The organism is Dictyobacter sp. Z7_2, assembly GCF_057551105.1.
This window is the reverse complement of record NZ_BAAJPE010000001.1, coordinates 93196-105361: the sequence shown is the minus strand read 5'-3', so window position 1 is coordinate 105361 and position 12166 is coordinate 93196. Positions and strand designations below refer to the sequence as shown.

10 protein-coding genes and 1 pseudogene are annotated in these 12166 nt (G+C 43.2%); 7 read left to right on the top strand and 4 right to left on the bottom strand.

Annotated elements, in window-relative coordinates; genetic code table 11:
- Window positions 1-13: 13 nt before the first annotated feature.
- Window positions 14-925 carry a lipase family protein gene (locus tag AC27N8_RS00550; RefSeq protein ID WP_487062888.1) on the bottom strand — a complete coding sequence of 304 codons (912 nt, stop codon included), beginning with the start codon at window positions 923-925 and terminating at the stop codon, window positions 14-16.
- Window positions 926-1460: 535 nt separating this feature from the next.
- Between AC27N8_RS00550 and AC27N8_RS00545 the strand changes: the two genes are divergently transcribed.
- The 7 genes from AC27N8_RS00545 (at window position 1461) to AC27N8_RS00515 (ending at window position 6527) form a co-directional block, all read left to right on the top strand.
- Window positions 1461-1616, top strand: a complete 156-nt coding sequence (locus AC27N8_RS00545; protein ID WP_487062886.1) for a hypothetical protein — start codon at window positions 1461-1463, stop codon at window positions 1614-1616.
- Window positions 1552-1782 carry an ISAzo13-like element transposase-related protein gene (locus AC27N8_RS00540; protein ID WP_487067866.1) on the top strand — a complete coding sequence of 77 codons (231 nt, stop codon included), beginning with the start codon at window positions 1552-1554 and terminating at the stop codon, window positions 1780-1782. Before AC27N8_RS00545 ends, AC27N8_RS00540 begins: the two co-directional genes overlap by 65 nt.
- Window positions 1783-1889: 107 nt before the next feature.
- Complete coding sequence (locus AC27N8_RS00535) at window positions 1890-2087, top strand: ISAzo13-like element transposase-related protein (protein WP_487062884.1); 198 nt, start codon at window positions 1890-1892, stop codon at window positions 2085-2087.
- Between the two features lie 29 nt (window positions 2088-2116).
- On the top strand, window positions 2117-2266 hold the full coding sequence (locus AC27N8_RS00530) for a hypothetical protein (RefSeq protein WP_487062882.1): 150 nt from the start codon (window positions 2117-2119) through the stop codon (window positions 2264-2266).
- A gap of 304 nt (window positions 2267-2570) precedes the next feature.
- Window positions 2571-2912 carry a hypothetical protein gene (locus AC27N8_RS00525; RefSeq protein ID WP_487062880.1) on the top strand — a complete coding sequence of 114 codons (342 nt, stop codon included), beginning with the start codon at window positions 2571-2573 and terminating at the stop codon, window positions 2910-2912.
- Between the two features lie 1155 nt (window positions 2913-4067).
- Entirely contained in the window at window positions 4068-4832 is a 765-nt protein-coding gene (locus tag AC27N8_RS00520; protein WP_487062878.1) for a zinc ribbon domain-containing protein, read from the top strand.
- Between the two features lie 300 nt (window positions 4833-5132).
- Window positions 5133-6527 carry a Vgb family protein gene (locus AC27N8_RS00515; RefSeq protein ID WP_487062876.1) on the top strand — a complete coding sequence of 465 codons (1395 nt, stop codon included), beginning with the start codon at window positions 5133-5135 and terminating at the stop codon, window positions 6525-6527.
- 547 nt (window positions 6528-7074) lie between these two features.
- Here AC27N8_RS00515 and AC27N8_RS00510 read toward each other — a convergent pair.
- From AC27N8_RS00510 to AC27N8_RS00500, 3 genes and pseudogenes are all read right to left on the bottom strand, one after another.
- Window positions 7075-7368, bottom strand: a pseudogene (locus tag AC27N8_RS00510) (IS6 family transposase); the annotation flags it as partial.
- A gap of 82 nt (window positions 7369-7450) precedes the next feature.
- A complete protein-coding gene (locus tag AC27N8_RS00505) occupies window positions 7451-10351 on the bottom strand; it encodes an NACHT domain-containing protein (protein WP_487062874.1) in 2901 nt (966 codons plus the stop codon).
- Window positions 10275-12020, bottom strand: a complete 1746-nt coding sequence (locus AC27N8_RS00500) for an NACHT domain-containing protein (RefSeq protein WP_487062872.1) — start codon at window positions 12018-12020, stop codon at window positions 10275-10277. The genes AC27N8_RS00505 and AC27N8_RS00500 overlap by 77 nt, the downstream gene beginning before the upstream one ends.
- Window positions 12021-12166 lie beyond the last annotated feature (146 nt).

The following is a 12166-nucleotide window of genomic DNA, read 5'->3' as shown; positions in this document are numbered from 1 at the left end:
AGATGTAAAAATCTCACTGCATAGCTGCGCGTAGCGCTAAACCCACTGCCTTACTACTTAAGTAGTTTGTAGAAGCATGGTGATTATCAGGACGATTGCGTACCTGTGCCGTTTTTATAATTTTTCCTGAGGTACTGAGGAACAGCGGTGTAAGCTCAGGAACTAGTGTGACAATGTCATCGGTATCATAGAAATTGTACCAAAACCCTTTTACGTTTTTTGGAAAGGGATGCAGATGCTCTTCTAGAGGAAGAAGCTCATTGTAAATGTAGCGTTGAATACCTAAAGGGGAGCCTAACGTGATAAACGCTAAAATGGATATTTCTGGATGAGTATTGATCACATCATAGGCAACTACAGTTCCCAGACTGTGTGCAACAAGAATGATTTCTCTTCCCTGTTCCACCTGATGCTTCAATTGATTAGCAATGCAATCTATAACCATCTTCCGGAGTCCCGGAAGATGAAAATATCTATTGACATCCTCAACCAAAAAGCGTAAAGTGAAACTTGAAAAACCCGGAAGCCTATCAAGTGATCTCAAAAAGGGTTTGGATTTCGCGGTAAGGCCTTTTTCGACCATATCCTCTTCTAAGGCTGAAGCAGCTTTCTCCCAATTGGTCCGATGAATCTGGCCACGATTTTCCGCCTCCTGAATCAAAATGTCTGCTAAACCTTCCTCAAAGGTATTATTGAGATCTGCCAACTCTGCTTGCAAGGGGATGCCTTTGCCCATATCATTAGCATCGGGTCGAAATAGGTCTCCATAGAATGCTAGAACAATTTGATTATCGAAGAGTGCTACTGGATCGGCTTGGCTACGTTTGATTCCTAGACGAATGGCATCGCGCCACTCACGCTGCAGAGCATCCTCTAAATGCCATTCTTGCGCTCGGCCATGTACGCAAACGATGCTTTTTTTCATTGATCTACTCCCTTAAGTACATGTTTTCTCAAAAAATTACATAATTGCATCTCCTCTCATATCTTAATAATACTTTACTTTAGATATTTTGTCACGGAATATCTGCTTCAATTAGGGAAGCAAAAAAATAAAATTTTCCAGATAACCTCTTGCTTAAGCATGGCATAATAGAAGTGTGGAAGCTATAGGAGGCTGGAAGATGGAATAATCAGAAGAAGTGAAATATTTATTGTTCAATATAACAAAATAATTCAAAGGGAGTACCTTTGTCTTTTTATGGTACAGGCGGTAAGAGTATTGGGTAAAGAAGGTCAGCAGTGAGCAGAAGAGGAATTAGGGTGGAATCGTGAAGATATCAGAAAAGGCGACCATGAATTCAAAAGTAGGTTGGTATGCGTGGATATCTTAATCAACGAGGGAGAAAACGTAGCGAAGAGCATCAGCGAAACTTGCTCAAGGACATCATTGCCATCGTGGATAGGCAAAGCCAAGCGCTGATCCTCAGTTGCGCAGTGCTTGCTTGTATACCCATTTGATGGCTGCAGAATTTCGTCGCCAACTGATTGCAATCTATCAGTACACAGATGCGCAATTACCAACCACCACTATTATCATGATCAAACCCAATCCCCTGGCCTACCTGCTCAAAAGCGTGGCGAAGACGCAATCCCAAAAAAATTCCAGAAACTAATGCCATCTTCGAACACTTAAAAGAGATCAATGTAGAAACCTATAGCGAATCTGGCGCCTTACGTATCTTGATGGATGCCAATGCCATCGTCAATGTTGGCCCCTTTGCACGTGGCGGCAAGACACGCTTCCTGACTAAAGCAGCCGATAATGATTTTGAGGCCTAATCAACGGTCACGCCTGTCGGCATTTTTCTTCCTGCTTTCGATGAGTTGTTTTGGTATGCAGTGACTTCCAATGCGACGAGCGACTGCCTCGTTGATCGGCTACTTAAGTGGTGGGAAAGTGCGAAAGAGCGTTTACTCAGATCAAACGGCTGGTTATCAATTTGGATAATGGGTCAGAGAACCACAGCCATCGGACCCCGTTTCTGCAACGTTTGCTCGAATTTGCTCACACATCTCAACTCACCATCTGTTTAGCATATTATCCGCCCTACCATAGTAAATACAATGCAGTTGAACGCTGTTAGGATATTTTGGAACATCATTGGAATGGGCCGTGCTCGATTCAGTCGATGCCATTGTCCACTTTGCTCAAACGATGACTTGGAAAGGAAAGCATCCGGTGATGGCTTTGGTCACGAACGCCTATCAGGCGGGCACGCTGACCAAAGAAGCCATGCCGGTAGTAGAAACCTATCTCCTGTGATGGCCTTCCTTAGAAAAATGGTTTGCTGATCTTCCTTCTTCTCTGCCATCGCTTCCATCCTTGCAAAGGAAAACATCGTCACAGAAGCGATCACGAGGTTGTCCTCGCACCAAGCCACTTCCTGGTCCAACACAGCCAAAACAATCACGAAGTCGTCCTCACAAACCTGTTCTGACGGAGAATATCAGCTCTGAGTTAGTGAAAACTATCTTTGTTTGATGGAGCGATTTTTTTTTTGCGTCCCTAAAGCCATTAACTAATAATTAAGGTGAAACGAGAAGTAATATTCGGGCGTATTCATGTGGTGTCAGATGAATCAATAGAGAGAACTCGTAAGTTGGAGTTGGAGCGTTCACAGCTAACTGCTTATAAAACTTGCTCTAATTTCAATATGAGGATTTTTGATCAGTCACAACAGAAGCTGGCTATTCCTCTTTTATGTTTACAAATCGTAGATGGCTCACAAATGCTCATGATTGACGTGAGAAAAGGGCACCATACGAGTAGCGGGTCTGTCGAGGATTTCTGGACAAACAATATAGAGGTCATCAAACATTTTGAACGTTATTTTGAGACTTTTTGGTCATTATGCACCGTTCTTAAAGAAGGCGATATTGTCGAGTGGAATAACTTACCGAAGGTATAAAACTCTGACAAAGAGCCTTTCTTCTATTCTAGGATGACTCATTTCCTCTTTGGCAATATTTCAATGTTTTTGCCGTTTTCACCTAAGCCATCTCGTTATTGCTCCACCGTACATCTCTTTAGAGGTGAAACACATCATCTAGCACCCAATCATAATCATGTAGCTGTTGTATCGCCTCATCTGCAGCGATGTGGATACAGGATTGGGCAGTTTCTTCCTATAGTTTTCCATATACCAAAGAGCATGTATCGCATTGGCACCTACTCAGATGTCGCTGGAGACGTGGAGCGCGAATCAGCAGTTGCATTGTCTCTTCGAAGGTGCTGATTGTTGAAACATCCATAATATGTGGTATGGGGTTAAGAAATCTTCGTTTATTCGCCAGGTAGCTGGTAAAAGAAAAATTCTTTGTTGGCATCTATTAATATATAACGATATTCAGTTATATAACGTATATTATCCCATCACTTATTCCTTGTATCTCTTGATCCAACTATGAGGATATAGAAACATTTCATTTCGCATTGTAATTTCTACTCTCATTAGAGATCTCTTCTCTTTTTACGCTGCTAACTTGCTGATAGCTCGTTGCGTATCCCGTGGGAAGAACTGAGCCATAGGGGAATTTCTATGTCTTTGCACGTTCTATAGGTGGGACCATTATCTTCGTATCTAGTATCGATCATCCTATTGAGAATTTATCCCCTTTATCTCTTATTTTGCATTACTTTTCCATTTGCTGGCAGAAGGTGATCGAGCAGTACAGGATATCGGGGCTTGGGCGGTATTCAAAGACAAATTTGGTTCAGTGGTGGCAAAGTTCACCATTGAGCGAACAGTCATGGAACAAAGAAAAGTGGCCGCATATTCTGTTTTGTATTGTGGAAGTCAAGGACTCCGAAAAGTTCGAAGAAGGGATATCTGATGCATAGATTCTTGTTTGCGCTTGGCCTTTCATTCCTCGTAATCTGCCTTGGCCTTTTCATTCTCTCTTTACTAGAGTATGGCTTAATACCTGCTACAGGGAAAAATTCTCTTGTGCAGCCAGTGAGATGTGTCCGATGTGGTTCTGGGGGTCCAGATTTCCCCCTTTACTTGATCAGCGCCGGTACTGTCAGTCCAGGCCTCATAGTTGAATATGACTGGCCTAAACACATGAATATAAATAGCTCCGAAAGCATTTCTGTGGCTCTAACCGTAGAAATACCGTCATCATCAGTTGATATGCCTTCTCCCGCTCCCATAGGAAATGTAAGTGATCGTGAGAAAAAGAGTCTTAGTCCAGTTAGTTTAGCAACAGAAGAATACGGTAGATGCACGGGAGATGCGAGAGCATGTCAGTTAAGCAAGCTGTTTGGCGACGGATATACCATGTCTATCGCTTCCGCAAACATAGTTGCAACCTCATTTGATGTCCAGTTGATGGGGCCAGTTGAGAGATCGACAGATCAGCCCTTGATTGAATGGGATTGGAATATCTCGCCCAAATTGGTAGGTTCGCAGGTGCTTACCATGGGTGTGAACTTGCAGTGGACACCAATCGGCAAAGCTAGAGGAGCACCTATAGTGCGACAGTTTTGGCAATCGTTTATAACTATCGATGTGCAGAAGCCATTCCTGGAGGCGGGACAACTCACCTTGAGTTCTGTTATTTCAGGTGTTGGTGGAATTGTACTCACCGGCATCTCACTTCCATCGATTCTAGGACAGTGGCAGCAAAAACGGGAGAAGAAGAAACAGAAAGTAAAATATTGCCAAAAGTGTGGAGCAGAAAACTCACAAGATTTTGAATATTGTCAAAAATGTGGAAAGCAGCGAACTTTTTCCCCAAGTACACCCATTTCCGTCCAGACAAAACCATTATCTTCGAGGTCTACGGAAAAAACGCATTCTTCTAGTGGAAATTCGACAGAAATTTAATACATTGAGAGAGGGAAAACGATGCCTTTTTGCGCCAATTGTGGGAATCAGGAATCAGAGGAGACAGTATTTTGTAGCACCTGTGGGCAACCAATGTCTACATCATCCATAGCGGCTCCAATCGGCCACATAATTCGAGCTGTTCCAAAGGCACCAAAGAAAGCTGAATCGCGTGACTCTGACGAAGGATCTAGCCCGAAGTGGAAGCATTGGAGAGGGTGTTATAACCACTCTACAAGTTGGCTTGTCGACAAGATTTTGATAGTCAGAAGTCTTCTCATACTGATAGTCTTGGGAGGAATGGTGATAGCAGGGATAAAGATTATTCCCTCTGCCTTTCATTTGAATGGTAACTCCAAATCTACTCGACCTAGCACTATTAGTAAGTTTGTCATCCCCGGTTCCCATTATTATCCTGGGGTAATTACATCTGGGCCGGATGGTAATCTCTGGTTTGCGGGCTCTAATGATAAAGATAGGTACAGTTTAATTGGACGGATTACCCCTGCTGGGGCTATCAAGACGTTTCCTCTGCCCAAGCTAGAAAGCGTCCCCGCTAAAATTTCGTCTCATCGCGGAGTAAGCAGGATTATATCTGGGCCCGATCGTAATCTCTGGTTTATAGAGAATATAACAAATTACGATACAACAATTTCTAAAGGTGACCCCCAGGGATTAATTGTTTCAAAGATGACCAAAATTGGACGTATTACCCCCTCTGGAGTTATAGCTGAATTCTCTGTACCCGTACCAGATGGATATGTAAATAACGTAGGATATGGTGATCAGCTGTTTTCTTCCACGATGCTGATATCTGGGCCGGATGGCAATCTCTGGTTCAATCTTGCTCTGGATACGATTGAAACGATCAACTCTGGCCTTTCCCTTCCGTCAATTCCTACTCTATGCGAAATTGGGCGGATAACTCCGGCCGGGGTTATTACTAAAATTTCTGTAATGGGGCACCAAAAATTATCTGATAATATCACATCTTCTTGTACAATAACTGCTCTAACATCCAGCTCTGACGGTAACCTCTGGTTTAATCTTAATAGCCGTCAAAAGAATAAAACAAATGGAGAGATCATCTCTACTGACCATCAAATTGGACGGATCACCCCTGCCGGGGTTGTTACTGAGTTCCCTATACCCAGCAGTGATATTTCTCCTGGATTGTATGATGATATATTGAGTCAAATTACGTCCGGTCCCGATAGCAATCTCTGGTTTATTTTGATAAGAATGCAAATTGACAATTCCTCTAGAGGGGAGACCTACTGGGGTAGCAAGATTGGGAGGATTACCCCTGCTGGAGTTGTTACTGAGTTCTCTTGGCTCCATGATAAATACGAGATTAACCCATTCCACCCAGACATAATCCCTGGTCCAGATGGCAACCTTTGGTTTACAACGCTGGAAGGCATCGGACGGATTACTCTCGCCGGAGTTATTGTCGAGTTTCCGGTATCTAATGGTTATGGGCCGGATAGTATCATATTTGGGCCGGATGGCAACCTTTGGTTTACAACACTGGAAGACATCAGACGGATTACCCCTGTTGGTTCTATCACTAAATTTCCGGCGCCAGATCCGAATGCATTCACATTCGGATCGGATCACAACCTCTGGTTTCTCGGAAATGGAAATAGTATCGGGCGGCTCATACTGCCTTCGGTGCCAAGAAGCTCTCCATGACATGGACGACATTTCCTAGTTCGATTGCTCGATTTGTTTTCATGGCAAAGGTAGATAATATCAACTTATTCATTGGAATGAACTATATTGATAGGGTAGAAGCTGTGCCATAAGGCATTAGAGGCTAGATTGTGCTAATCTCTGAGTCATCAAACGGAGGATCACACAGACATATATCCATTTTTTACTACTTCGAGGCAATAAATTATAATCACGGTGTAATCGATAATGAAAGGTGGGAAATGCAAAGGCTCGTTCCAGTTGCTCCCTTCTTTGGAAGGGGCGGGGATTGAAACATTAGGGATGAGGCACTTGGTGAGTGTAGTGGACCCCGAAAGTTGGTTCTGCGTCATCTTCCGTGCAGGATGATCTTATTAGAAACCTTCTCTCTTTCGCTCTCGGCTTCCCGAGCCGATCACTGTTTTTCAGTATGCTATTGATGAGATTTTTGCACACAAGATGACGCAGAGCCGATAAAATGGTTCTGGCTCACTTTTGATACCGCTGTCGAACCTTCTCAAGCTGCATCATAGAGGCGAGCAAAAGTGGAACGCCAGAGATAGTGCCTCTTTCCACGGATAGTGAGAAAGACCTCATCCATATACCATTTATCGCTGCAGCGAGGGCGGCGGCGACGCAATTCGTTCGCGTAATTCTGCCCGAATTTAAGACACCACTGTCGTACCGTTTCGTAAGTGACGATAATCCCACGCTCGGCCAAAAGCTCTTCAACATCGTGAAAACTAAGCGAAAAGCGGAAATACAGCCAGACTGCGTGGCTGATGATTTCCGCAGTGAACCGGTAGCCTTTGTAATCAGGGAGAGTGGAGTTTGTTTTCATGAGGTTATTGTAGCACACAGTTCAACGACGCTCCCAAGCTGACAATGCCCTTTGAGATGCACTGTAAGCGCTTTCTCATAGGTCACCTGCCTGTATCCAGATCGGCAAATTGAGGGACCATATCTCGCAACAACCTATACATATCGTCTTGTATCGTCGCTGGTAACGATCCATTTTCTAAAAGCTTCACAATATATGGTATGTCTGATACATTTGCTTTGTTTGTAGAATAAATGAAATGATCTGCAAGATATCCATGCACATTTTGTTGATGAAGCAAAGTAAGTACTTCTTCTACAGCGAGTGCCTTGTCGCGATAAGGAGCGTTATTCACAAGAAGTGGTATACTGGCAGCTTGAAGACGTAGGTCAGAAGCGATGCTCTGATTTTGTGCTAATTGCCAAAGCGCTTGAAAGGCTTGTAGCCGTTTATCAGTATCTTTTTCGCAACTCTTGTAAAGAGCTTGAGCAGCTAGTAGTGTTTGTTCAACAGAGTGGCCAGGGCTTTGAACAAGAGATGAGAGTATTTGCCTTGCTAATTCCCTTTCATCAGCGTCTTCAGGCGTATTCTCATAAAGAAACCAGCTTAAAGATATGAATTGCTCAACAGAAAGATCTGTACTCTTCGTAAGAGCTATGAGCATTTGCTTTGATGATTTCCATTCGTCTGTGTCTTTTCCACTTATTTTATAAAGAGCTTGAGCGGCCATTAGAATCTGCTCATCCGAAGTTTTTGAGCCGTAAGCAAGAGCCGAGAGTCTTTGAAATGCGACAAGCACTTCATGGTTGTCTTTCGGATGATCTTGACAAAGCGCCTGTGCGACGAGTATCGTCTGCTCGATGGAAAGGACGTTATGATGAATAAGTGTGACGAGTACTTGCCTTAGTGCCTGGTGTTGCTCCGAGCTTTGATTGCGAAGTTCCTCAATAACGAGCAAGACTTGTTGGATTGATATGGATAAATCTGGACGACTGGCCCACTGCGAGAGGATGTGATTAGCCGTTTGTCTCTCTTTTGAGCCTGAGGAACCATTTCTATACAGAAGACGAACAATCTCCATAATGTGGTCAATACAGAGATCAGGTTGCTGGGCCAATCTTGAGAGAATTTGAGTCGCCCAGTGATCGTATTCTTCTTCAAATATAGTCTTACTCATGCTTCTTACTCCACCCATAATTTCCTTGATAGAAATGCCAGGTTGCCTTGAAGGGCTTAAAAGAGTTTGGGCGGCCAACTCATATTCAGGAATACTGAACGAATAGAGAGCTCCTGCTAATTGTATCGTATTCTCAATAGAAAGGTCAGGTCGCTCTGATACGTGTAGAAGCGTTTGAAGAGCCTGTCGCTCCCCATTAGAGTCGAGAATACTATACAGATAGAGAGCTTTTGCGATTTGTATAATATTCTCAATAGAAAGATTAGGCTTTTGTAATATGGATGAAAGAACTTGTGTGACGATGTTTCTTTCCTCTGATTTCTGAGAAGTATTGTGCCATATGAAGTGAGCTGCTTGTATAACATATTTGATGGAAAGATCCGCTTGTCGAAGCATGTTTAAGAGCTGCTGGATAGCATTGTTCTTTTCTTCTGATCCTGTTGGACTGCGTATACAAAAAAACGCCACGATTTGTAATGTCTGGTCAAAAGGTATGCCAGGATGCTGGATAAGCTCCAAAAGAACGTGAATGGCTTTCTTCTCTTCTGCGGATCCCCTTGGACTTATATAGTAAAGCATTTCGGCAGCGTGAGCAGTCTTCTCAAACAAAAGATCAGATCGTTGTGACAGTTCTAACAACATTTGAAGTGATCTTTCTCGCTCTTTTGAAGTACTTATTCCACTTTGATAGAGTGCATCAGCAACTTGAACAGTCTCCTCAAACAAAAGATCAGGTCGTTGTGACAGTTCTAACAACATTTGAAGTGATCTCTCTCGCCCTTTTGAAGCAGATTTGCAAACACAATAGAGCGCTTCAGCAACTTGAAAGGCCTGCTGAAATGAAAGATCAGGCCGTTGTGATAGCGTGGATAGGAGCTTTGCTGGTATCTCATCTAGATCGCGAGGAATAATTTCATCTTGAGGTAAGGATGTACGCCATTCATAAAAAAGCTTAGCCACTTGCATGGTTTGTTCAAATGAAAGACTGTGATGCTGAACTAAGCTCTTCAATCCTTGCATGGCTAGTATTACATCTGACTCATCCGGGCTATTCTCATAAAGAATCTGCGCAGCTCTTATATTTGCAATAATATCGCTTAAAGGATCCGCTGTAATAAGAAGCATTAATGCTTGCCGAGCTAAATGCGCATACTGCCGCGTCCACAACAACGAGTTGAGAGTCTCCAATGCCTTCATCCTTTGCGATGAGTACGGAGATTTTCTTGTAAGGTCACTCAAACGCGAGATAATGAGCTCTGCGAACTCGTTTTCTACAGTAATCTCCTCTATGAGACATGTGCCCAGAAAGAGGAGATCCTGCTGTATAAAATGAGTGTAATGGCTACGATCGCTTTTTATTTTGTTCTCAAAAACCTGACGTAGTTGAGAACTGACAGGTTTGCGTTTCGCCTTAGCGAGAAGCAATACAATTACCTCTTGCCAGTGAGGATCATGTAAATGTGCCTGGAGAAATGCACTAATGATAGATGGGTCTTCTTCTTGCTGATATTGTTCATAGATATGAGCAGCTGCAAAATATTCTTGGAAAGTGCGGTGCACGAACCCATAGAGCAATTCCCCTCCTTCGTCTGTTCCTCGTTCAACAATGAGCCCTGCTTCAACCTGCATTAACTCAATAAAACGTTTTGCTTCGCTGCGCTGTTCTGCAGTTGTGGGAAACAATCGCCTATTACTGAGAAAGCGCTCAATTTCTTGTAACAGCAATCTTGTTGTTACATCATTGGCGTTATTATCCTTGCCATCTGTTTTTTTTGTGCTCCTGCGATCGCTCATGCAGTACAAAACCGAGGTATGCAACACATGCATATTGGTCCTCTTTGATCATCCTCATCTCTTTCCAGCGAGTATGTGTCCCTTTGATTTTAGCCCAGGTTTCTAATAAAAGGTCCGCACAGCGATCGTAAATGAGCACTCTTCGATCTGGAAGCCGTTCATATCGATGTAACGCAGCGATCACAGTAAGGAGGAGGGGATTGACAGCTAACTTATGCAGTCGAGGATTCTCCTGAAGCGTAAAGAAAAGCAGTTCTAGTTCATCTTGATCGTCCTGAAAAAGGGGGGTTAGCCTTAGTACATGTCTATACCACTGCTCTAAAAATTGTCGAATCTGCTTGTTGTCAAAGTCTAGGATCTGAGCGTGGGCAAATTCTTGAGCAGATAAGGGTGTCAGTTCATAACCAACTGGACGGGAGGTAACAATGACACGATTGCCTGGATAGCTCATCGCAAAATGCTCTATTTCCTCAACAAGCCGACGACGCTCATCGAGAGTAGCTACTTCATCAAGCCCATCAAAGAGTAAAAGCATTGCTCTTCGCTCAAGCAGTACCTTAAACATCTCAGGATGAATATCAATACCCTCTCGTCCTAATAAGACTTTTGTCGCGTAGGATATAAAGTTGTATTCTGGTTGTTGCCTTCGATCTTCGTTAAGACGACGCAGTTCAATGCGAAGTGGTAATGGATTGCCTGGAAGGAGGGGAATATTTGGTAAAGAAGTTGATGATCGGAGATGTACGAAGACATGGCACCAAGTAAGGTAGCGTGTAGCGGTCGATTTTCCTGAACCTGGTCCCCCCAACAAAACCACATAATCAGACGCTTTAAGCCGTGAAATAATGGAATCTTTTGTAAGATCAATCGAAGCTCTTAAAAAATCATTATCGTCATCATCGTGGGCATATCTCATTTGCTTTTGATTTCCAAAAGGTGCAATGTTGAGAGGCACAAAGATACCACTTAATTCAGGATCTACATTCTTTTCAGTTCGATCTTTGGGAACGATACCGACTAACTTCAGGTGGCGATAAATTCTTTCAATGTGTGCTGTATATGTGGCGATATCTTGTTCAAATGTATCAGGAGTATAGTGATCAGAGATTGCTTCGCCTATGAGATGAAGCGTTGTAATAACTTCTGTTAATGAGCGTTGAGCATCTAGAGCAGAGCGTACTTGAAGTGCGTCACTTATCCGTTGCCGAAAAAAAGGATCAACATATAACTCAGCGACTATGGCCTCGAAAAAACGAATAAGGTAGGGTGCAGCATCTATCTCGGAGGGTGGAGTTGGGCGTGAGAGGGATCGTATACGAAGTGAACGATTATACATATCATTTAAATTGTCGTAGTTAGGTGCGTAGGAAAGCGTAAAGAGAGAGAGAGCCTCACGGCGGAGTTCCTCGCTATGGATGCCAGGTTCAGAGAGAACAGTGAGGACGCTGCGGTACTGATCTCGCTCTTCAAGTGTATGAAATTTAGCCAAGCCTCGCTCCACCGCGTTTTTTAAGACCAGTTCTAAGTGGCGCACCTGTTCTTTTTCATCGAGATGTAGAATGCCTTGGCCATAACCAATACTCTTTTCTATAAGAATCTCTTTCCCTTTACCAATCAGTGTTCCCCCAATACTATCTAACCAAGCAGGCGCATTTTTGACAAGATACCCTGCTGCGATAGCAAGAGAAATTGGTTCTACCATTATCTTGGCCTCTTTTTAAAGTCAAACCATAATTCTGATATAAAATCAATCGATGTACCATATAAGTGCTATTATATGATATCAGACGCAATTTTGATAGTTTTTTTCATCTACTCTCTTCGCCTGCCTCTAATCTTTTGGCGTGA